At 68.8% G+C, this 20,036-nt stretch carries 21 protein-coding genes; 11 read left to right on the forward strand and 10 right to left on the reverse strand.

Going from position 1 to position 20,036, the window contains the following annotated elements; genetic code table 11:
* The 4 genes from ACFVX4_RS17405 to ACFVX4_RS17420 all read left to right on the forward strand — a co-directional run.
* A partial coding sequence (locus ACFVX4_RS17405; protein ID WP_389977604.1) for a YwqJ-related putative deaminase occupies nt 1–1,938 on the forward strand: 1,938 nt, incomplete at its 5' end.
* A 29-nt stretch (nt 1,939–1,967) separates the two neighbouring features.
* The gene (locus ACFVX4_RS17410; protein WP_266415913.1) at nt 1,968–2,444 is read left to right on the forward strand and encodes an SUKH-3 domain-containing protein; all 477 of its coding nucleotides are present in this window, start codon (nt 1,968–1,970) and stop codon (nt 2,442–2,444) included.
* Nucleotides 2,437–2,823, forward strand: coding sequence for a YwqJ-related putative deaminase (locus ACFVX4_RS17415; protein WP_389977608.1), 387 nt, complete (start codon nt 2,437–2,439; stop codon nt 2,821–2,823). The genes ACFVX4_RS17410 and ACFVX4_RS17415 overlap by 8 nt, the downstream gene beginning before the upstream one ends.
* Nucleotides 2,824–2,865: 42 nt before the next feature.
* Nucleotides 2,866–3,393, forward strand: a complete 528-nt coding sequence (locus tag ACFVX4_RS17420) for an SUKH-3 domain-containing protein (protein WP_389977611.1) — start codon at nt 2,866–2,868, stop codon at nt 3,391–3,393.
* Between the two features lie 56 nt (nt 3,394–3,449).
* On the opposite strand, the gene ACFVX4_RS17425 is transcribed toward ACFVX4_RS17420, so the two are convergent.
* Complete coding sequence (locus ACFVX4_RS17425; protein ID WP_389977614.1) at nt 3,450–4,067, reverse strand: hypothetical protein; 618 nt, start codon at nt 4,065–4,067, stop codon at nt 3,450–3,452.
* Between the two features lie 95 nt (nt 4,068–4,162).
* Between ACFVX4_RS17425 and ACFVX4_RS17430 the strand changes: the two genes are divergently transcribed.
* Complete coding sequence (locus tag ACFVX4_RS17430; protein ID WP_389977617.1) at nt 4,163–4,564, forward strand: Imm1 family immunity protein; 402 nt, start codon at nt 4,163–4,165, stop codon at nt 4,562–4,564.
* Between the two features lie 21 nt (nt 4,565–4,585).
* On the opposite strand, the gene ACFVX4_RS17435 is transcribed toward ACFVX4_RS17430, so the two are convergent.
* Together ACFVX4_RS17435 and ACFVX4_RS17440 are read right to left on the reverse strand one after the other, a co-directional pair.
* Nucleotides 4,586–6,625, reverse strand: coding sequence for a serine/threonine-protein kinase (locus ACFVX4_RS17435; RefSeq protein ID WP_389977620.1), 2,040 nt, complete (start codon nt 6,623–6,625; stop codon nt 4,586–4,588).
* Nucleotides 6,626–6,749: 124 nt separating this feature from the next.
* The gene (locus ACFVX4_RS17440) at nt 6,750–7,244 is read right to left on the reverse strand and encodes a hypothetical protein (RefSeq protein WP_389977623.1); all 495 of its coding nucleotides are present in this window, start codon (nt 7,242–7,244) and stop codon (nt 6,750–6,752) included.
* A 79-nt stretch (nt 7,245–7,323) separates the two neighbouring features.
* Here ACFVX4_RS17440 and ACFVX4_RS17445 point away from each other — a divergent pair, with 79 nt between their 5' ends.
* A complete protein-coding gene (locus tag ACFVX4_RS17445) occupies nt 7,324–8,319 on the forward strand; it encodes an aldo/keto reductase (protein ID WP_389977626.1) in 996 nt (331 codons plus the stop codon).
* Nucleotides 8,320–8,424: 105 nt separating this feature from the next.
* Here the strand turns inward: ACFVX4_RS17445 and ACFVX4_RS17450 are convergent, their stop codons facing one another.
* Nucleotides 8,425–8,952, reverse strand: coding sequence for a PadR family transcriptional regulator (locus tag ACFVX4_RS17450; protein WP_389977628.1), 528 nt, complete (start codon nt 8,950–8,952; stop codon nt 8,425–8,427).
* Nucleotides 8,953–9,031: 79 nt separating this feature from the next.
* On the opposite strand from ACFVX4_RS17450, the gene ACFVX4_RS17455 reads away from it, so the two are divergent.
* Nucleotides 9,032–9,808 (forward strand): alpha/beta fold hydrolase, encoded by a 777-nt coding sequence (locus tag ACFVX4_RS17455; protein ID WP_389978138.1) that lies wholly within the window; start codon nt 9,032–9,034, stop codon nt 9,806–9,808.
* A gap of 172 nt (nt 9,809–9,980) precedes the next feature.
* On the opposite strand, the gene thpR is transcribed toward ACFVX4_RS17455, so the two are convergent.
* Nucleotides 9,981–10,556: an RNA 2',3'-cyclic phosphodiesterase gene (thpR, locus tag ACFVX4_RS17460; protein WP_389977631.1), complete on the reverse strand. Its 576-nt coding sequence runs from the start codon at nt 10,554–10,556 to the stop codon at nt 9,981–9,983.
* Nucleotides 10,557–10,656: 100 nt separating this feature from the next.
* Between thpR and ACFVX4_RS17465 the strand changes: the two genes are divergently transcribed.
* The gene (locus tag ACFVX4_RS17465; RefSeq protein ID WP_389977634.1) at nt 10,657–11,241 is read left to right on the forward strand and encodes a Uma2 family endonuclease; all 585 of its coding nucleotides are present in this window, start codon (nt 10,657–10,659) and stop codon (nt 11,239–11,241) included.
* Between the two features lie 93 nt (nt 11,242–11,334).
* On the opposite strand, the gene ACFVX4_RS17470 is transcribed toward ACFVX4_RS17465, so the two are convergent.
* Together ACFVX4_RS17470 and ACFVX4_RS17475 are read right to left on the reverse strand one after the other, a co-directional pair.
* On the reverse strand, nt 11,335–12,669 hold the full coding sequence (locus tag ACFVX4_RS17470) for an MFS transporter (protein ID WP_389977637.1): 1,335 nt from the start codon (nt 12,667–12,669) through the stop codon (nt 11,335–11,337).
* Between the two features lie 97 nt (nt 12,670–12,766).
* Nucleotides 12,767–13,207, reverse strand: coding sequence for a MarR family winged helix-turn-helix transcriptional regulator (locus ACFVX4_RS17475; RefSeq protein ID WP_072485764.1), 441 nt, complete (start codon nt 13,205–13,207; stop codon nt 12,767–12,769).
* A 145-nt stretch (nt 13,208–13,352) separates the two neighbouring features.
* Here ACFVX4_RS17475 and ACFVX4_RS17480 point away from each other — a divergent pair, with 145 nt between their 5' ends.
* Nucleotides 13,353–13,568 carry a ribbon-helix-helix protein, CopG family gene (locus tag ACFVX4_RS17480; RefSeq protein WP_072485765.1) on the forward strand — a complete coding sequence of 72 codons (216 nt, stop codon included), beginning with the start codon at nt 13,353–13,355 and terminating at the stop codon, nt 13,566–13,568.
* Here the strand turns inward: ACFVX4_RS17480 and ACFVX4_RS17485 are convergent.
* Nucleotides 13,561–15,015 (reverse strand): NCS2 family permease, encoded by a 1,455-nt coding sequence (locus ACFVX4_RS17485; RefSeq protein WP_389977640.1) that lies wholly within the window; start codon nt 15,013–15,015, stop codon nt 13,561–13,563. The two genes, ACFVX4_RS17480 and ACFVX4_RS17485, sit on opposite strands and share 8 nt — an antisense overlap.
* A 190-nt stretch (nt 15,016–15,205) precedes the next feature.
* Here ACFVX4_RS17485 and ACFVX4_RS17490 point away from each other — a divergent pair, with 190 nt between their 5' ends.
* On the forward strand, nt 15,206–15,511 hold the full coding sequence (locus ACFVX4_RS17490; protein ID WP_389977642.1) for a DUF2530 domain-containing protein: 306 nt from the start codon (nt 15,206–15,208) through the stop codon (nt 15,509–15,511).
* A 112-nt stretch (nt 15,512–15,623) separates the two neighbouring features.
* The gene (locus tag ACFVX4_RS17495; RefSeq protein ID WP_389977645.1) at nt 15,624–18,104 is read left to right on the forward strand and encodes an HAD-IC family P-type ATPase; all 2,481 of its coding nucleotides are present in this window, start codon (nt 15,624–15,626) and stop codon (nt 18,102–18,104) included.
* A 22-nt stretch (nt 18,105–18,126) separates the two neighbouring features.
* On the opposite strand, the gene ACFVX4_RS17500 is transcribed toward ACFVX4_RS17495, so the two are convergent.
* Both ACFVX4_RS17500 and ACFVX4_RS17505 read right to left on the reverse strand, forming a co-directional pair.
* Nucleotides 18,127–18,900 carry a DUF5707 domain-containing protein gene (locus ACFVX4_RS17500; protein WP_389977648.1) on the reverse strand — a complete coding sequence of 258 codons (774 nt, stop codon included), beginning with the start codon at nt 18,898–18,900 and terminating at the stop codon, nt 18,127–18,129.
* Between the two features lie 195 nt (nt 18,901–19,095).
* Nucleotides 19,096–20,034 (reverse strand): hypothetical protein, encoded by a 939-nt coding sequence (locus tag ACFVX4_RS17505; protein WP_389977651.1) that lies wholly within the window; start codon nt 20,032–20,034, stop codon nt 19,096–19,098.
* Between the last annotated feature and the right edge of the window lie 2 nt (nt 20,035–20,036).

Genomic DNA, 20,036 nt, shown 5'->3' on the forward strand with positions numbered 1-20,036 from the left:
TTCGGTGGCTGGGACGCGATGGGACAGGCCTGGAAGGGCCTGGCCCAGCTCGCGACCGGCCTCGCGATCAGCGCGATCCCCGGCGCCTCGACCCTGTTCTGGGCGCTGCCCGACGACAAACTCCCTTCCTGGCTGCGTGACTCGCGCACCGCGATGAAGGAGACCGGCAAGGCCCTGGTCGCGTGGGACGAGTGGGGCAAGAACCCCGGCCGGGCGGCCGGGGCCGTCACGTTCAACGTCCTGACGACCGTGTTCACCGGAGGCGCCGGCGGCGCCGCCGCAGGAGCAGGCAAAGCCGGCGCCGTCGCGAAGGTGCTCTCCGTCGCGGGCAAGGCCGGCAAGGTCATCGACCCCATGACCTACATCGCCAAGGGCGCCGGTGCGGGCCTGTCCAAGATCGGCGACATCACCAAGGGCCTCAAGGGCATCAGCAACATCGAGATCCCCAAACTCCCCGACGACGCGATCACCCTGCCCGAGGGCTCCCTCAAGCTTCCCGACGGCACCGTCCACCTCCCCGACGGCGCCCCGATCCCCGAGGGCGGGGCCAAACTCCCCGACGGCACCATCAAGTTCCCCGACGACGCGCCTCTCCTGCCCGAGAACACCACCAAACTCCCCACCCACACCGACATCCCCGTCCAGTACTTCGACCACGACGGCAACCTCCTCAACGAACACGGCGACATCGTCCAGAAGGCCGAGGACGCACCCGCCGAGACCTCCCCCGACGTCCCGCACACCGACAACCCGCACACCGGCACCCCGCACACCGACACCCCGGTCAAGGAACCGGCCCTGGTCGGTGTGGGCGCCCACACCGCGGACAACGTCGCGCACGTCGGCGCCGACGCGGGCGACAACGTCATCCACCTCGGCAGCGACCTCGGCGACACCGGCCGCATCGCCGACGACCTGCCCGGCGGCCACACCGGCGACAACCTCCCCGGCGGAAACGCGGGCAACCACCTCCCCGGCGCAGGAGCGGGCGACCACCTCCCCGGCGGCCACGCCGACGACCTCGGCCACCACCCCACCGCCGGACACGAACCACCCGCCAACAACCACACCGGCGGACACGGCGACGGACCGGGGGGACCGCACGACCCGACGCCGCCCCACCACAGCGACCACACGCCGAACAGCCATGCCGACGACGCCGCGCACCACGGCGCGGACGAGGGCGCCCCGCACCACGGGTCCGACGACGTGCTTCCCCATGACGACGGCGTCCCCCACGACCCCGACGGCCCGCACAGCCCTGACGGCCCCGACGGTCCGGATCACCCCGGCGGCGACGGCCCCGGCAACGAGCCGCACGGCAAGCCCCTGGAACCCCAGCCCGACTGGCACGGCCAGAGCGCGGACAAGATGCGTCACTACCGGCGCCCGGCCCTGGACGTCTCGCACCTTCCCCTGAAGGATCAGCTTCCTGTTCTGGAACGGGAAGCATCCGCTCTCGCCGACGACGCCCTCGACGCCCCTCCCGGAGCGGCGCACCCCGGCCAGAACCAACTCGATTCCGGCTGTGCCGGAAGCTTCCTCCACGACAACACGATCACAGCCCACTCCAGCACCACTAAAATGCACGGGCAAACTGTTCCGCACACACACAAAGTGCTGGACGGCATACTCAAGCAAATTGACGACGACGCCAAGGCGGGCATCATCGAGAAGAAGGGTAATGGCCACGGGAAGTGTGCCGAGATCTCGCTGATCAGTGACCGGCTGAGCCAACTTGACCCAACTGGGACAAGTATCCGCACCGTCGCTGATGCTCGCCAGGCTCTGGAAGGAGGCATTATGCACACCAGACGCATCGGAGATTTCGTCATGAAGAAGACAGGAGAAGTACGAGGACGACACGGCGACTTCCTGCCCCCGTGTGACACTTGTACGCATGTCCTACCTCAGCTCGGAATTCGCGTACACGCTTAAAGATCCACCCACAGAACAGGAAACGCACCATGCCTCCGACTCGACCAACCACAGAAGTACTCGATTGGCTGACTCGACATGGCTGGTTTCCTGGGCGAGACATTGGTGATTCGGCACGAGATCTTATCCAAGTGAGACTTCAGGACGCAGAGGCGCAAGGGTTTCCGCTCAAAGCCGTGGATGCGGCCGTTAGTGTTATCCACACGTACGGGCTTCTGGATTTGACGCATCCAAGAGCATCGCATTCCTCATTCGAGATGGAGCCGACAGGCGGATATGACGGCGATGCTCGATTGATTGCAGAAATTGCATCCGGCCTGGGCGTGCCGCTCTTTCCAGTGGGGTTCGAGTCGTCAGAGTTCGGAATCATCCTGGTGGATGAAATCGGCCGGTGGTTTCTTCTTCACCACACAGGTGGATATTTCCTCGGCGAAGATGAGTACGATGCATTCTCTCGATTCATCACCAACGCTGACACTCCGGACGTGGAGGACTTCTTTGTCTGAGCAATTCCCTGCCGTAGCCTCTTCCCTGCTGATCGGCGGCCAGGTGGTGAGCCACACCAGCCTGGTCGGGGAAGGCACCGCCAATCTCCATCCGGCCATCTGGTCGTTCGTCGAATCGCTGCCGACCGACGTGCGCAAGCCGTTCACCGGGCGCTGCGCCGAATCGGCCCTGGTATCCGACCAGTTGTGGGGGCTCGACTCCGCACGGAGTGACGGCCGCACGACCACCCTCGACGAAGCCGCGCCGCACTTCGCGGGATCCGCCATCATCTCCAAGATGATCCGCGGCCAAGGACACCCCGATCACGGCAAGACCACCGAACCGTGCGAGGTCTGCCGACTGCTGCTGCAGAGGTTGGGCACGCAGGTAATGTCCTGACGAAGAACTGGTCACCGCCTCGCCGAACGCACCGCCTCGGGGATGGCGGAGAAGTTGACCGCAGGCATCGAAGGGGCCGATTCTGAAATGAGTCACCCTCCGGCGCAACCAGCCCCAGAGGTGCTCGACTGGTTGACCCAAAACGGCTGGTTCCCAGGTCGCGACATCGGCGAGCAAGCCGATGAACTCATCCAGGTCCGGGTACAAGACGCCCAGCGACAAGGAATCACCGTGTCGCCCGTACCGGCCGCAGTGCGCGTTATCCACACTTACGGCTCACTCCGCCTCAATCACCCAAGAACACGCAACTTCTCCTGGATCATGAAGCCGACACTTGGATATGACGGCGACGCAAGACTTATTCAAGAATTAGCATTCAACCTGGGCACAGATCTTTTCCCTATTGGCTACGAGTCTTCCGAGTGTGGAATTCTCCTGGTCGACCAGAAAGGGCGCTTCTTCCACCTCCACCACACCGGAGGATACTTTTTGGGAGAGGGTGAAATGGATGCCTTCTCCCGGTTTCTAATGGGCATATCCGACCCCGACGCCGAGGATTTCTTTGTCTGAGCGGTGCTCATCGTCCGGGTCGGCGTAGCCGCCGTCCCTGCCCGATCGACCGCCCCCTACTCGCTCAGCCCCACGACACCCCAGCCCCGCCGGGCGGCCTCGGTGAGGATGCGTCCCCACTCCGCCAGCAGGAGGGCGAACGCGTCGAAGTCGCCGCCCCGGCCGTCGGGGACGGCGGAGTACACGGTGAAGGCCTCGCGCAAGCCTTCGAGCCGTGGCCGTATGCCCTCCCAGGTCGCGGCCAGCTCCCGGACACTGTCCGGTGACCGTGCCACCAGCAGGCCGTACGTGACTTTCGGGTCGTCGGAGAAGAAGTCCCCGTCCGTTTCCCCCGACTCGCCGTCCATGCCACCCCAGATCAGCCCGAGCAGGAAGGCGTCCAGCCCGGCCCGCAACAGCGGATCGGCGTGGTCACGGACACGCTCCCAGTAGTGCGTGGCCCAGAAGTGCGGCTTGTACGAGCCGAGGGTGTGCAGGAACTCGTAGAGGGCGAAGAAGGCGCCGTTCGGCCCCTTCGGCCACTCCCAATCACCCTCGATCACCGGGGCATCGTGGTCCCACAGGCCCGTCTCGTCGGCGTACCAGGCATTCCTCAACCGCAACAGCCGCTCGCGCTCGGGCACTTCGCCCAGCCATGACCAGTCGGCGATCATCACCGTGATGTCGAGCCCCATGGCGTGAGGCTACCGGGCGCGGTCAGGTCTCGCCGCCCCGCCCGCTTCCGCCGCCTCGGGGCCGCGCTCGGCCGCGGCGTGAGACAGTCCTGCGCATGGTGGATTCGGCGAGGACGGTCGAGGCAGTGGAGTCGTGGGGCTTTGCCGGTGATGCCGTCGCCGTGTCCGCCGACGTGGTGGCGGAAGCGCTCCGGGCGAGGATCGCCGACGGGAAGCTCGAATCGCTGCTGGAGAGTTCGACCGGGCGGGTCCTGTTCGTCGTGAGCAATGCCGAGCGGGCGATGGTGATGCTGCTCGAACACCCGGGCGACCCGGGCGAGCACGCCACGGACCCCGGGGCGGAGGACTGGAGCGACGGGTTCGTCCTCTCGAACGGGCAGGCCGACGAATACCCCGACGCGGACACCGTGCCGCTCGACGAAGCCCTCCGGATCGTCCGCCACATCCTCGCCACCGGCCGGCCCCCGGCCGACGCGGCGTGGGTGGTCGACCGCTGAACCGGCCCGTGGATCAGGGCGTCAGGACGGGCATTCCTCCAGCTTCGGCTTGTTCGGCGGGTTCGACCTGTTCAGCAGCGGGGCGAGGTGGTCGGCGTACAACTGCTCCCAGACCCCGTCGGTCATGATCTTCTTCAGCGACGAACACACCTCCCGCTTCAGCCCCTTCTCGTCCGGATTCATGGCGACGCCGTAGCCCTCCGCGCCCGGACCGCTGTCCAGCCGCTTCAGCTCGGAGGGGTTGTTCTTGACGAACCCGGCGAGGATGACGTCGTCCGTGCTCACCGCGTAGACCGACGATGTCGGGTCCAACAGGTCGCGCACGCACCTGTCGTAGCCGTTCGGCAGCGACCCCGTCATGTTGTAGCCCGCCTTGGGCAGCCACGACTCGTACGTCGAACTCCTCGCGGTACACACTTCGAACTGCTTCTTCCGCAGCATCCTGGAGTCGTCGATCGACACCCTCTTCGCCTTCTTGCGGACCATGAAGCTCCGGCTGGCCACGTAGTACGGGCCGGCGAACGCGACGCTGTAGTCGGGCGGCTTCGCGTGCTTGCGCTCCGGCGTGATGCTGTAGGTGGCGATGACCAGATCCACATCGCCCTTCTGCAGTATCGTGCTCCGGTTCTCGCTGCTCACGGGCTCGAAGGCGACCCGTTCGCGGGTGTAGCCCATGTCGTGCGCGATGGCATAGGCCACGTCGATCTCGTACCCGCGGTACTTGCCGTCCTTGGTCCTCTCGCTCAGTCCGGGCTGATCGGCCTTGACGCCCACCTTCAGGATCGGGTGCGTCTTGATGTACGGCTCCGGTTCGGAACCCTGGCCGGGCCGGCCGGCCGCGTCCGCCCCGCCGTCCCCCCGCATCCGGTCCGCGGCGAACCATCCGAGACCGGCCAGCAGGGCCCCGCACACCACGGCCGCCGAGACCTTCTGCCATCCCGGGACGCGCTTCTTCGGCACCTGGGGCGGCGGAGGCGGCGGGGGCGGTGCCTGGGGACGTACGGGGGCGGGTGATGGCACAGGCTCGGGTACGGGGTCCGGCTTCGCCGCGGAATCACGGAGGATCTTCCGCAGCATCTCCTCCGCGCTCTCGGCGCTCAGGCGCCGGCGCGGGTCCTTGTGCATCAGCCGGCCCACGACCTCGGCCAGGTCCCCGCCGTGCTCCATCGGAAGGGGGTCGGACTGGCAGGCGGCGACCAGGACCTCGTATTCGTTCGGCCGGTCGAAGGGGTGCCTGCCCTCGACCATCTCGTACAGCGTGACGCCCAGCGACCACAGGTCGGACGCGGGTGTCGCGGCGCTCTCCTGCGAGGTCTGGCCGAGCAGTTCGGGCGCCAGGTACTTGAAGGTGCCGATGAGTTCACCGGCCCTGGTGAGCGGGACGGCACCGTCGAAGGTCGCGATGCCGAAGTCCGCCAGGATCGCGAAGTCGTCCTTGGCGAAAAGGATGTTGGCGGGCTTCACATCGCGGTGGACCACCCGCGCCTCGTGAACCGCCCGCAACCCGCCCAGCACCTGGAGGCCGATCGCGGCTGTCCGCCGCAGCGGGAGCCGGTGCTCCTCGCGCATCAGGTCCGCCAGCGAACGCGCGTTGAGCAGGTCCATCACGATCCAGACCTGGTTGCCGGACTCGACCCGGTCGTGCACCGCCACCACGTTCGGGTGCCTGATCTTGGCGATGGCCGCGGCCTCCCGCCGGGCCCGCTGCATCATCTGCTCCTGCGTGGCCGCGCCGATGGCGTCCCGGCCGAGCAGGCCCTTCACCGCGACGTGACGGTCCAGGCGGGTGTCCAACGCCTCCCAGACCTCGCCCATGCCACCGCGTCCGAGGCTGTGCAGGAGTTCGTAACGGCCGTCGATCACATGGTGCGGTGCGGGGGTCGCCGCCCGGTCCGGTGACTCCGATGACTCCGGCGTCGGATGCGTGTCCGGCCACGCCTGCGCGTGCTCGGTCGAGTCGCTCCGGGGGAAGCCGCCCGCCCGACCGCCGTCGGCCCTACGGGGGGAGCCGTCGCCTTGCCCGTGGTCCGAATCGCGACCGGCCGTACCCTCGCTGTGCATGCGACCCCCTGTGGACTACATGGAGCAACAGACTAGACGCTCGGTCATATTCTCAGCGGTCCGGAGCACTTGAGATTCCGTCACCCCGCGGACCGCTCCCGGCCACCCTCGCGGCAGTCCGCGCTCACCCTTCGGCGAACCGCTCCCCGCACCGGCTGCAGAACACCGGCTCCGGGTCCTGCGAGAGCCGGCCGCACGCCGGGCAGACCCGGTCCAGCATGCAGGGGGCCTCGCCGCCCTCGTACGACAGGGCCGGGGCAACCGACGACTTGATGGTCAGGCCGGGGCGGCGGCGGTGGACGGTCAGGCAGGTGAGGCCGTCCGGGCCGGCGGCGAGGGAGCGGCGGGAGGTCCGGGGCAGCCAGGCGACGGTGCTGGGCGTCAACTCCAGCGAGCCGCCCACCGCGTCGATCCGGCCATGGCCCGCGACGACGACCAGGAGGACGTCCAGGATGTCCTCCTGGTGCGCACCGACCTCGCCGCCGGGCGGCAGGCGCACCAGGTTGGCATCCAACTCCCGGCTCTGCTCGGCCAGTTGCCACAGCGCGCCGCGATCGTCACGGCTCGCGTCGCGGAGCAGATCGTCGAGTACGGCCAGAACGCGCGGTACGGAATCCACGGCAGCCAGGCTACGCCCCGGCGGGGCGGTGCCGGTCGCCCTTGCTTCGAGCGGACTCGAAGGCGTTGGCTTGGTGTCCATGGAGTACACGCAGCTCGGACGCACCGGACTCAAGGTCAGCCGCCTCGTCCTCGGCACCATGAACTTCGGCCCGCAGACCAATGAGGTGGACAGCCACGCCATCATGGACGCGGCGCTGGACACGGGTCTGAACTTCTTCGACACCGCGAATGTGTACGGCTGGGGCGAGAACAAGGGCCGCACCGAGGAAATCATCGGCACCTGGTTCGCCAAGGGCGGCGAACGCCGCGACAAGGTGGTCCTGGCCACCAAGATGTACGGGAACATGGGCGCCGACGGCGAGGCCTGGCCCAACCACGACAAGCTCTCCGCCGTGAACATCCGGCGCTCCGTCGACGCCTCGCTGAAGCGGCTCCAGACGGACTACATCGATCTCTACCAGTTCCACCACGTCGACCGGAACACCCCCTTCGAGGAGATCTGGCAGGCGATCGACGTCCTGGTGCAGCAGGGCAAGATCCTCTACGCCGGTTCGTCGAACTTCGCGGGTTACAAGATCGCCCAGGCCAATGAACTGGCCGCCCGAAGGGGCTCGTTGGGCCTGGTCAGCGAGCAGTGCATCTACAACCTGATGGAGCGCCGCGCCGAGATGGAGGTCATCCCGGCCGCGCAGGAGTACGGCCTCGGTGTCATCCCGTGGTCCCCGCTGCACGGCGGACTGCTGGGCGGCGTGCTGAAGAAGGAGCGCGAGGGCACGGCCGGACGCTCGGCCTCCGGCCGCAGCGCGGACGCGCTGAAGGACGCGGCGCTGCGCGGGAGGATCCAGGCGTACGAGGATCTGCTCGACAAGCACGGCCTGGAGCCGGGCGAGGTCGGTCTGGCCTGGCTGCTCACCCGTCCCGGGGTGACGGGGCCGATCGTCGGACCGCGCAACCGGGAGCAGCTGGACTCGGCGCTGCGGGCGCTGGAACTCGATCTCTCCGCGGAGCTGCTGGCCTCGCTGGACGAGATCTTCCCGGGTCCGGGGCCTTCGCCGGAGGCGTTCGCCTGGTAAGGACCGTCTGACGGACCACCGGGCCGTCGCCGTCCCGTCCCCGCCGGGGGGCGCGGACGGCGGCGGCCCGTTTCCGCGTGTCCGCGAAGGTCACCCGACAGCCTCTCAGGGCGCGTCCAGCTCCTTCAGCGTCTCCCCGAGCCAGCTCAGCTCCGCCTCGCTGGTCGCGCGGGCGATCCTCAGCAGCCCCCGCCGGAACGGGTCGTCGAACGACTCGGCGCCGAGCGGCCGCTCCCCCTCGTAGAAGAAGCTGCTCGGCTCCGCCAGGAACGTGAGCCGGCGCCGCAACACGTCCGCCTGCTCGGCCGGGGACGGCAGATGACGCAGGAAGGCGAGGACCGTGAACCAGCGGTTCTCGTCGCTGATGTCCACCTCGTCGGCCTCCCGCAGGCGTCGCCGCAGCTCCTCGCGCCCCGGGCCGGTCAAGGTGAGGGTGTGGCGGGGAGCGGCCCTGCTGCCGGGTTCGGTGCGGCGCTCCAGCCATCCGGCGCGCTCCAGGCGCTTGATCGCCGGGTACAGCGTGCCGTCCGCGATGGGGCGGACGTGCCCGGTGAGATGGGCGACCCGGCGCTTCAGCTCGTAGCCGTGCAGCGGTTGCTCGTACAGAAATCCAAGGATGGCCAGTTCCAGCATGTGCGTATCCTCTCCGACGATTGTTATACCTCGATGCCGATGTATAGTCGCTCCGATGGTTGGCGACGAGGAGGAGGACATGCACAACGCCCAGGTGACGGCCGACGGCGCGCGCATCAGGTGGGTGGAGCTGCCCGGCCTGCCCGGCAGTACCCGTACCCGGGTCTGTCTGCACGGGCTCGGGGCCTCGTCCGGCCCGTACTTCACCGCGAGCGCCACCCACCCCCTGCTGGCCGGCAGCCGGACGCTGCTCATGGACCTGCTGGGCTTCGGGATCAGCGACCGCCCCACGGATTTCGGCTACACGCTGGAGGAGCACGCCGACGCGGTGGCGGCGGCGCTGGAGGCGGCCGGCGCGTACGACACGGACGTGATCGCGCACAGCATGGGCGGCGCGGTGGCCATCGTGCTCGCGGCGCGCCATCCGCGCCTGGTGGCCCGGCTGGTCCTGGTCGACGCCAATCTGGACCCGGTCGCCCCCGGGCCCGCGCGGCCGGGCAGCAGCGGCATCGCGGCGTACTCGGAGGAGGAGTTCCTGGCGCACGGCTGGGCGGAGGTACGTGACCGGGTGGGGCCACACTGGTGGGCGACCATGCGCCTGGCGGGCCGCGAGGCGCTGCACCGCAGCGCGGTGCAGCTCGCCCGCGGGACGACGCCGACGATGCGTGAACTGCTGCTCGACCTGAAGATTCCGCGCACCTTCCTGCGGCCGCGGAGCGACGGGCCGCTGCCCGGCGAGGAGACACTCGTCGAGCACGGGGTACGGGTGGTGGCGGTCCCCGAGTGCGGGCACAACATCATGCTGGACAACCCGGAGGCGTTCGCCGAGGAGACCGCGCGGGCGCTCGCCGTCTGAGGAGGGGGTGCGCCAGGTCCCGGTCCTGTCGCCGGACGAGGCCCGGCGGCCCCGGCCGCGTCACGCCCCGACGGCGGCCGCCACGGCGACGACGACGAACATCAGCACGAGCACGGCCGCCATGATGCGGTTTCTGGTCTTCGGATCCACCCTCCGAGCGTAACCGCCGGCCTCAGTGCCCCAGCGACCAGGATGCGACCACCTCGTACCTGGGCCGCTCGCCCGGCACCCCCGAGACCGGCAGATCGCTGCGTACGAGGGCCAGCTCGCCGACCTCCCACCCGGTGCCCTCGAAGCTTCCGAGCGCCTCGACGCAGGGGCGCAGGTCCACCTCGGCGTGGCGGCTGCGGGCGAGAGTGAGGTGCGGGCTGTAGCGGCGGTGCTCGTCCATCGGGATGCCGGTGCGGCGGGCGGCGGCGTCGGCGCGCTCGGCGAGGAGCCGCAGCGTGTCGAGCGCGCCCGCGGCTCCCGCCCAGAGCGCCCGCCCGCCGAACCGGCCGGCGCCGTGGATGCGCAGCGGGAAGGGGTCGGTGCGGTGGGCGGCCCGTGCGAGGCGCTCCTCCAGTTCGGGCAGCAGCTCCTCGTCCACGGCCCCGAGGAAGGCGAGCGTGAAGTGCCAGTCGGGCACACCGGTCCAGCGAAGCCCCTCGGCCTCGGGCAGCGCGTGCAGCGGGGCGACGGCACGGCGCAGTTCCTCGACGGCGGGGGCGGGCGGCAGCACGGCAACGAAGAGTCTGAGACGGCTCATGGGCCGAGTGTCGCACCGTACCGGCGTGTCTCGGCCTCCGTACGTATCGTTGTACTACGCGGCTGCCCGCGCCCGCGCGGCAGCGGGCAGGAGCGCCACGATGACCGTCGTAGAGACCGACAGGATCGAGATGGCCGACAGCAGCGACGAGCGCACTCTGGACATGATGTTCGAGTGGCTTGAGCCCACCCCCGAGGGATTCAAGGTCGAGATCGTCGAGGGGAACATCTACATGTCGCCGCAGCGGCGCACACACTGGCGGATCATTCTCGACATCATCGAGCAGTTGCGCGCAAGGTACCCCCGGGAGCGCTTGCTGTCCGATGTGCGCATCGACTTCCCGGGGCTGCTCAACGGTTTCGCCTCAGATGTCGTGGCATTGACCGACGGCGCCACCGAGGACACCAACGGCCGGTGCCGCTACCAGGACATCGAGTTCGTGGCCGAGGTGGTCTCGAAGAGCACCGCCGCCAACGACTACGGATCGAAGAAGGCCACCTACGCCACCGCCGGTGTGCCCGTGTACCTCATCGTCGACCCGTACACCGGTACATGGCATCTCCACACGCTGCCGAAGGAAGACGAGTACCGCAGCGTGCTGAGCCTCGACTTCGGCACCCCGGTCGACCTCACCTCGACCGTGGTGGGCCTCGCTCTGGAGACCGGCGACTTCCCCCGCGACTGACGCTCCCCGACACAAGGCGGCCCCGACCGGTGCTCACCGGTCGGGGCCGTGCCCATGTGCTTCGGCCGTGCCATGTGCTTCGCCGGACGGCGCTCACGCCGCCGTGGCCAGCTCCTCCCGTGGGACGAGCCGGACGTGCGGGCGGCCCGGTCGCAGGTCGACGCGGAGGCGCAGGCCTCCGACACGGGCCAGCATCAGGCCGACGCCGAGCGCGGCCACCAGCGAGAAGGCGCCGCCGACGGCCATGCCCGTACGGACCCCGTAGGCGTCGCTGATCCAGCCGACGATCGGGGCGCCCACCGGCGTACCACCGGCGAAGACCATCATGTACAGGCTCATGACCCGGCCGCGCATGGCCGGGTCGGCGGCCATCTGGACGCTCGTGTTCGCGCTGATGTTGGTCGTCAGGCCGATCATGCCGATCGGGACCAGCAGGATCGCGAAGAGCCAGACGGACGGCGACAAGGACGCGATGATCTCCAGCAGACCGAACGCCGTGCCCGCGGCCACCAGCATCCGCAGCCGGGAGGAGCGGCGGCGGGCGGCGAGCAGGGCACCGGCGAGGGAACCGGCCGCCATGAGGATGTTGAAGAACGAGTACATCCCGGCGCCGCCGTGGAAGATCTCGTCCGCGAAGGCCGTGAGCCAGATCGGGAAATTGAACCCGAACGTGCCGACGAAGCCGACCAGGACGATCGGCCAGATCAGCTCGGGGTGGCCGGAGACGTAGCGCAGGCCCTCCCGCAGCTGTCCCTTGGCGCGCGGTACGACGGTGGTCCTGTGCAGCTCGCTCGTACGCATCATCAGCAGGCCGACGAGCGGGGCGGCGAAGGACAGGCCGTTGAACATGAAGGCCCAGCCGCTGCCGACCGTGGTGATCAGGACACCGGCGACGGCCGGGCCGATGAGCCGGGCGGACTGGAAGTTCGCCGAGTTGAGACTGACCGCGTTGCGCAGCTGGGCGGGTCCGACCATCTCGGACACGAACGACTGGCGGGCCGGGTTGTCGACCACCGTCACCATGCCGAGCAGGAACGCGATGAGGTAGACGTGCCACACCTGGACCACACCGGAGAGCGTGAGCACCGCGAGCGCGATCCCGCAGAGGCCGAGTGCCGCCTGGCTGACGAGGAGCAGCTTCCGCTTCGGGAGACGGTCCGCGATGACACCGCCGTAGAGGCCGAACAGAAGCATCGGAAGGAACTGGAGGGCCGTGGTGATGCCGACGGCGGCGGCGGACCCGGTGAGGCTCAGGACGAGCCAGTCCTGCGTGATGCGGGACATCCAGGTACCGGTGTTGGAGATCACGGCGCCCGTGGCGAACAGGCGGTAGTTACGGATCTTCAGCGACGAGAAGGTCCCGCCGGGCTTGCTCTCGTGGGTGGAAGTCGGTGCGGGGGCGGAGTCTGCTCCGGATCCCGTACTCAAAAGGGTTCGCCTCCTCGGGCGTATACGTTTTTCGCTGACTGACGGGGTGCGGCGGTGCGGGCGGTGCGCCGGCTGTGGTCCGGCCCGGCCCGCCCCACTACAGGTGGGCGAGCTTCTCCAGCACGGGCGCCGCCTTGCGGAGCGTCTCCCACTCGTCCTCGTCCAGGCCCTCGGCGAGGGCGGTCAGCCAGGCGTTCCGCTTGGAGCGGCTCTCTTCGAGCATGGCTTCCGCCTGCTCGGTCTGGCTGACCACCTTCTGGCGACGGTCATCGGGGTGCGGTTCCAGTCTGACCAGCCCCTTCGCTTCCAGCAGCGCGACGATGCGAGTCATCGACGGAGGCTGCACATGCTCCTTGCGGGCCAGCTCGCCCGGTGTGGCCGAGCCGCACCTGGCGAGCGTGCCGAGCACCGACATCTCGGTGGGGCTCAGCGACTCGTCGACGCGCTGGTGCTTGAGGCGCCGGCTGAGCAGCATCACGGCGGAGCGAAGGGAGCTCACGGCGGCCGCACTGTCGCCGTCGTGGATCAGGTCAGGCATGTTTATTAGCGTAACTCATTACCTACCCTAAAGACCATTCGTGGTACACGCGCGAGAGGCACTTCACCCAATCGGTCACCCGAACGAGTGAGTCGGATCCGGAAAGTGACGCGAAACGACGCAGTGGGCCGTAACTCTGCTTGCCATGGGATCGACTGTGCTCAGCCTGCGGATAGACGGTGAGCTGCTCGACCGGCTCCGGCAGCATGCCGCCAAACGCGGAATGAGCGTCCAGGACTATGTCGTCCGGACGCTCATTCGCGATGACTTCGACGAGCGCTTCAAGGCGGCCGTCGACGAGACGGAGAGGTTCTACGGCCCGGAGGGGACCGCGGGGATCAGGGCCGAAGAGGTCACGTGAGGCCGAGGGCCGGCATCGCGTAGTAGAAGACGAAGACCGCCGACACCACGTACATGGGCACCGGCACCTCGCGCCAGCGCCCGGCCGCCACCCGCAGCACGGAGAAGGCGATGAAGCCGATACCGATGCCGTTGGTGATCGAGTACGTGAACGGCATCATCAGCATGGCGAGGAAGGCCGGGATGGCGAGCGTGTAGTCGCTCCAGTCGATGTCCCGCACCGAGCCCGAGATGATCAGGAATCCCACCGCCAGCAGCGCGGGGGTGGCCGCCTGCGACGGGACCATGGTCGCCAGCGGCGTCAGGAACAGCGCCACCGTGAACAGCAGGCCCGTCACGATGCTCGCGAAGCCGGTGCGGGCGCCCTCGCCGACACCCGCCGTGGACTCCACGAAGCAGGTGCCCGCGGAGGCGGAGCTCGCACCGCCCGCGGCGACCGCGATGCCGTCCACGAACAGCACCTTGTTGATGCCGGGGAAGTTGCCGTCCTTGTCCGTCAGCTTCGCCTCGTCGCCGACACCGAGGATGGTGCCCATCGCGTCGAAGAAGCAGGACAGCAGCACGGTGAAGACGAACAGGATGCCGGTGAGCACACCGACCTTGTCGAAGCCGCCGAACAGACTGACCTTGCCGATCAGCCCGAAGTCCGGGGTGGCGACCGGATTGCCCGGCCACTGCGGGACGGTCAGACCCCATGCCTGGCCCGGCAGATCGGCGATCGCGTCGATGATCATCGCGAGGACCGTCATCGCGACGATGGAGATCAGGATCGCGCCCGGCACCTTGCGGACGATCAGCGCGAGGGTGAGCAGCGCGCCGAGGATGAAGACCAGGACCGGCCAGCCGTTGAGGTGGCCGTCGCCGCCGAGCTGGAGCGGCACGGTGGTGTGCGCGGCGTCCGGAATGCGGGAGACGAAGCCCGAGTCGACCAGGCCGATCAGCAGGATGAAGAGGCCGATGCCGATCGCGATGCCCTTGCGGAGCGAGGTCGGCACGGCGTGCATCACGCGTTCCCGCAGTCCGGTCGCGACCAGCAGCATCACCACGATGCCCGCGAGGACGACCATGCCCATCGCGTCCGGCCAGCTCATCCGGGGGGCGAGCTGGAGGGCCACGACGGTGTTGACGCCGAGGCCGGCCGCCAGCGCGATCGGCACGTTGCCGATGACGCCCATCAGGAGCGTGGAGAACGCGGCGGTCAGCACGGTGGCGGTGACCAGCTGGCCACCGTCGAGCTGATGGCCGTACATGTCCTTTGCGCTGCCGAGAATGATCGGGTTCAGCACGATGATGTACGCCATCGCGAAGAACGTGGCGAATCCGCCGCGGATCTCGCGTGCAACCGACGACCCCCGCTCGGAGATCTTGAAGAAACGATCCAGGCCGCCTTGTGGCTGCGGAGCCGCGGGCTGACCGGCATCGACCGGAGCGGTGGCCGAGGGGGACATGTATGACCTCAGTCGTACGTAGAGGGGGAGTGAAAGTGGTCAGCTTTGGACTTTTACACGAATAATTCGAGCCAGCCGTAAGCAGATTCAGTATGAATACATAAGGCGAAGATCGCTATCTCCGCGCGTAGACCCTTGGGCCGCCTGAACCGGGAAGGCTTCGCACATGGGGGCCCCATACACTGAGGTCATGGCGAAGTGGACACCGAAGCACGAGGCACCCGAGCCCCTGGAGGGGCCCGTCGTCGCCACCATCACCGGCGGCACGATCCTCTGGTTCGTCCTCTTCCTGGTCCAGCTCCCGTTCTACGGCTGGTTCGACGACCACGGGCACCTGTGGTGGGTGTGGACCTGCCTGGCCGGCGCGGGGCTCGGCCTGATCGGCATCTGGTACGTACGGGGGCGGGACGCCGCGATCAAGCGGGCGGCCACCGAGGCCGACGGATCGTCCGGCACCGGGACGGGCGCCGAGGGCGCGCCGGGCGCCACCGCCTGACGGCGCGGCACCGGGTCCTCGTACCACCGCAGGACCATTCCCCTCCTCCCCCGGTCTGATCTTCGGACCCCTCAGTGGGTGAACCGGACCATCCCCCCGTACCGTCGAAACCATGACGCAGCGGGCATCCCATCCCTTCGGCGAGCAGACTCCCGAAACAACCGGCTCCACCGGTCACCCCGGTTCGGCCATGATCGACGCCGGGGCCGAGCTCGACCCGGTCCACCCGGTGAAGCTGCCCGCCCCGGCGGTGGACCCACGCGGGCTGACCGCGGCCGAGGTGGCCGAGCGGATCGCCCGCGGCGAGGTCAACGACGTACCCGTGCGCTCGTCCCGCTCCGTCCGAGAGATCGTCCGCGCCAACGTCTTCACCCGGTTCAACCTGATCATCGGCGTGCTCTGGCTGATCATGCTGTTCGTCGCGCCGATCCAGGACAGCCTCTTCGGCTTCGTGATCATCGCCAACACCGGCATCGGCATCATCCAGGAGTGGCGGGCCAAGAAGACCCTGGACAGCCTCGCGGTCATCGGCGAGGCGAAACCCACGGTGCGGCGGGACGGGGTCTCGGCCGAGATCTCCACCTCCGAGATCGTCCTCGGCGATCTCGTCGAGCTGGGCCCCGGCGACAAGGCCGTCGTGGACGGCACGGTCGCCGAGGCCGACAGCCTGGAGATCGACGAGTCGCTGCTCACCGGCGAGGCCGACCCGGTGCTGAAGCACCCCGGCGACCCGGTGATGTCCGGCAGCTTCGTCGTCGCGGGCGGCGGCGCCTTCACCGCCACCAAGGTCGGCCGCGAGGCCTACGCCGCCCAGCTCGCCGAGGAGGCGTCCCGCTTCACCCTCGTCCAGTCCGAGCTGCGCACCGGCATCTCCACGATCCTCAAGTACGTCACCTGGATGATGGTGCCGACCGCGATCGGCCTGATCATCAGCCAGCTCGTCGTCAACGACAACAACCTCAAGGGATCGATCGCCCGGACCGTCGGCGGCATCGTCCCGATGATCCCCGAGGGCCTGGTGCTGCTCACCTCGGTCGCCTTCGCGATCGGGGTCGTACGGCTCGGCCGCAAGCAGTGCCTGGTGCAGGAGCTCCCCGCCATCGAGGGCCTGGCCCGGGTCGACGTCGTCTGCCTGGACAAGACCGGCACCCTCACCGAGGGCGGCATGGACGTCACCGAGGTGCGGACGCTGGGCGGTGCGGACGACACGTACATACGCAGCGTGCTGGGCGCCCTCGGCTCGTCCGACCCGCGGCCCAACGCCAGCCTCCAGGCCATCGTCGACGCCTGCCCGGACGGCGAGGAGTGGCGGTGCACCCAGACGCTGCCGTTCTCCTCGGCCCGCAAGTACAGCGGCGCCGCGTTCGACGAGGGCGGCGGCCGGCAGTCGTCCTGGCTGCTCGGCGCCCCCGATGTGCTGCTGCCCGAGCAGGACCCGGCGCTCGCCGAGATCGAGCAGCTCAACGAGCAGGGCCTGCGGGTGCTGCTGCTGGCCCGCGCACAGGGTGCGCTCGACGGGCCGGGCATCGCGGCCGGGGCCGTACCGAGCGCACTGGTCGTCCTGGAGCAGCGGTTGCGGCCCGACGCCGGGGAGACCCTGGCGTACTTCGCCGACCAGCGGGTCGCCACCAAGGTCATCTCCGGCGACAACGCGGTCTCCGTCGGCGCGGTCGCGGGGAAGCTGGGTCTGCCGGGCGCCGAGCACACCCTGGACGCGCGCCGGATGCCCACCGACCCGGACGACATGGCCACGGCCATGGAGGAGAACGCGGTCTTCGGCCGGGTCACCCCGCAGCAGAAGCGGGACATGGTCGCCGCCCTCCAGTCCCGCGGCCACACCGTCGCCATGACCGGCGACGGTGTCAACGACGTACTGGCGCTGAAGGACGCCGACATCGGCGTCTCCATGGGCTCGGGCTCCGAGGCGACCCGGGCCGTCGCCCAGATCGTGCTGCTCAACAACAGCTTCGCGACGCTGCCGTCCGTCGTCGCCGAGGGCCGCCGGGTGATCGGCAACATCACCCGGGTCGCCACCCTGTTCCTGACCAAGACCGTCTACTCGGTGCTGCTGGCGGTCCTGGTGGTCTGCTTCCAGGTCGACTACCCGTTCCTGCCGCGCCACCTGACCCTGCTGTCGACGCTGACGATCGGCATCCCGGCGTTCTTCCTGGCCCTGGCCCCCAACAAGGAACGGGCGCATCCGCACTTCGTGCGCCGGGTCATGCGGTACGCGGTCCCGTCGGGCGTCATCGCGGCCGTCGCCACCTTCGTGACGTATCTGATCGCCCGGCACCACTACTCGGGTACGGGCGCCCTCGAAGCGGAGACCAGCGCGGCCACGCTCACGCTGTTCCTGGTCTCGATGTGGGTGCTGGCGATCATCGCCCGCCCGTACACCTGGTGGCGGATCGGCCTGGTGCTGGCCATGGGGCTGGCGTTCCTGGTCGTGCTGGTGGTGCCGTGGCTGCAGGACTTCTTCGCGCTGAAGCTGGTGGGAACGACGATGCCGTGGGCCGCGGTGGGCATCGCGGTGGTGGCGTCGGCCGGCCTGGAGTACGCCTGGCGGCTGGTCGGCCGACGCTTCCCGGTGTAGGGCTCCGTCCCCCGCGCCGCCGCTACTTCACGTCGACGAAGTCGCCCGCGGTGGTGACGGCCGGGGTGGTGGACGTACCCGCGAAGCTGTAGCGCCAGTAGCCGTCGACCGAGGCCTTGACCGTGGTCTTCAGGTTCCCGGTGCTGTTCGTCCTGATCGTCTTGACCGTGGTGTACGTGGAGCTGGTCTTCTTGCGGAACTGGAGCTTCACGGACTGGCTGGTGTAGCCGTGGTACGCGTGGTCCTCCCAGTTGGCCCGCGACAGCTTGCCGGCGACCGTGATCGTCTTGCCCTTCTTCACCGGCTCCGGCGAGGCGTTGACGGTCAGCTTGGACAGCCGCTGGATCCTCGCCGTGGCGTAGGAGTCGTAGTACGTGCTGGAGCCGTCCTTGGCCTCCGCACCCGTGAGGATGTGCCAGGAGCCCGCCTGCGCGTTCTTCGTGAGGTCGACCCTCGGGTCGATCGTGATGGTGAGCGAGCAGGTGCTGGTGGTGGCACTGGCGGCCTTGCAGGTCGCGTCGTCCTCGTTCGGCGTCAGCACGCCGTCCAGGCCCTCGTCCAGGTCCTTCCCGTGCCACAGGAGCAGCCAGCCGGATTCGATGCCGGAGGCGTGCGAGGCGGTGACCGAGACGGTGACGGTCTTCGGCGCCGTCGTCCCCAGGACGACGTCCTTGCCACCGTTGACGGTGACCTTGGAGATGACGGGATCGGCCGTTGCCGCGTGCGCCGCCGGAACGGCGAGGGCGGACAGGACCAGGGCGCCGGAGGCTGCGGCGACAGTGGCACGTATGCGCATGGGTTTCTCCGTGGAGAAAGGCCTTGGGGGCCGGATGGGGATGCACGGGACGGATGCGTGAACAGCGGGACCCCTCGCGGAGGGATCCCGCTGTTCACGGGTGATCACAGGTGGCCACGGATGGCCACGGGTGCGGCCTATGTGGCCTGGTGGGGCCTGGTGGGGCCTGGTGGGGCCTGGTGGGGCCTGGTGGGACTACTTCACGTCGACGAAGTCGCCGGCGGTGGTGACGGCCGGCGTGCTGGCCGTACCCGCGAAGCTGTAGCGCCAGTAACCGTCGACCGAGGCCTTGGCCGTGGTCTTCAGGGTGCCGGTGCTGCTCGTCTTGATCGTCTTGAGCGTGGTGTACGTGGAGCTGGTCTTCTTGCGGAACTGGAGCTTCACGGACTGCGTGGCGTAGCCGTGGTACTGCAGGTCGTCGAAGTTGGCCCGCGACAGCTTCCCGGTGACCGTGATGGTCTTGCCCTTCTTGACGGGCTCCGGAGCCGCGTTGACGGTCAGCTTCGAGAAGCGCTGGACCCTGGTGCTGCCCAGGCTGTCCTGGAGCGCGAACCCGATCTTGGAGGGGTCGGGGTCGTTCGGGTTCTCGCCGTTGTAGTCGACGGCGAAGCCCATCCCCTTCCACGTGGTGGCGTCGGAGTTGCCGATCAGGTCGTAGACGGGCGAGACGGCGATCCGACCCGTGCAGGTGGCGACCGTGGAGGAAACCTTCTTGCAGGTGGGGGCGACATCGCCGTACAGCTCGTTCGTCGGGGTGTCGAACGAACCGCGGTAGAGGCCGACGCCCAGCTCGAAGTTCGAGGCGAAGATGTTCACGTCGGCGCCGTGCGTCACGGTGAACGTGGTCGGCACGATCTTCGTGGCGGCGGTCCCCACGGCGATCGGCTTGCCGCCGTTGACCGTGAACTTGGAGAAGGTGAGGTTGAGCTGGCCCGCGGTGTTCGCGACCGCGAGGGAGCGTGCTCCGGACTTCGCGCCGGACTGCACGGCGGAATCGGACTGGGCCGCACGCGCGGCATCGGCGACGGAGCCGATCGCGCCGTGCGCGTCGTCGGCCTGGGCGGCCGACGGTACGACGAGGGCGGAAAGAGCCAGGGCGCCGCTGACGGCGGCCACGGTGGCACGAATGCGCATGT

Source organism: Streptomyces sp. NPDC058240 (genome assembly GCF_042882135.1).
Classification (GTDB): domain Bacteria; phylum Actinomycetota; class Actinomycetes; order Streptomycetales; family Streptomycetaceae; genus Streptomyces.

Bases quoted from the DNA above. Each gene is read 5' to 3' on its own strand.
- ACFVX4_RS17490 (WP_389977642.1), top strand. From the start codon at position 15,206: ATGGCGAAGTGGACACCGAAGCACGAGGCACCCGAGCCCCTGGAGGGG.
- ACFVX4_RS17500 (WP_389977648.1), bottom strand. From the start codon at position 18,900: ATGCGCATACGTGCCACTGTCGCCGCAGCCTCCGGCGCCCTGGTCCTG.
- thpR (WP_389977631.1), bottom strand. From the start codon at position 10,556: ATGAGCCGTCTCAGACTCTTCGTTGCCGTGCTGCCGCCCGCCCCCGCC.
- ACFVX4_RS17455 (WP_389978138.1), top strand. From the start codon at position 9,032: ATGCACAACGCCCAGGTGACGGCCGACGGCGCGCGCATCAGGTGGGTG.
- ACFVX4_RS17485 (WP_389977640.1), bottom strand. From the start codon at position 15,015: ATGTCCCCCTCGGCCACCGCTCCGGTCGATGCCGGTCAGCCCGCGGCT.
- ACFVX4_RS17410 (WP_266415913.1), top strand. From the start codon at position 1,968: ATGCCTCCGACTCGACCAACCACAGAAGTACTCGATTGGCTGACTCGA.
- ACFVX4_RS17445 (WP_389977626.1), top strand. From the start codon at position 7,324: ATGGAGTACACGCAGCTCGGACGCACCGGACTCAAGGTCAGCCGCCTC.
- ACFVX4_RS17425 (WP_389977614.1), bottom strand. From the start codon at position 4,067: ATGGGGCTCGACATCACGGTGATGATCGCCGACTGGTCATGGCTGGGC.
- ACFVX4_RS17435 (WP_389977620.1), bottom strand. From the start codon at position 6,625: ATGCACAGCGAGGGTACGGCCGGTCGCGATTCGGACCACGGGCAAGGC.
- ACFVX4_RS17475 (WP_072485764.1), bottom strand. From the start codon at position 13,207: ATGCCTGACCTGATCCACGACGGCGACAGTGCGGCCGCCGTGAGCTCC.
- ACFVX4_RS17465 (WP_389977634.1), top strand. From the start codon at position 10,657: ATGACCGTCGTAGAGACCGACAGGATCGAGATGGCCGACAGCAGCGAC.
- ACFVX4_RS17430 (WP_389977617.1), top strand. From the start codon at position 4,163: ATGGTGGATTCGGCGAGGACGGTCGAGGCAGTGGAGTCGTGGGGCTTT.
- ACFVX4_RS17450 (WP_389977628.1), bottom strand. From the start codon at position 8,952: ATGCTGGAACTGGCCATCCTTGGATTTCTGTACGAGCAACCGCTGCAC.
- ACFVX4_RS17505 (WP_389977651.1), bottom strand. From the start codon at position 20,034: ATGCGCATTCGTGCCACCGTGGCCGCCGTCAGCGGCGCCCTGGCTCTT.
- ACFVX4_RS17495 (WP_389977645.1), top strand. From the start codon at position 15,624: ATGACGCAGCGGGCATCCCATCCCTTCGGCGAGCAGACTCCCGAAACA.
- ACFVX4_RS17480 (WP_072485765.1), top strand. From the start codon at position 13,353: ATGGGATCGACTGTGCTCAGCCTGCGGATAGACGGTGAGCTGCTCGAC.
- ACFVX4_RS17420 (WP_389977611.1), top strand. From the start codon at position 2,866: ATGGCGGAGAAGTTGACCGCAGGCATCGAAGGGGCCGATTCTGAAATG.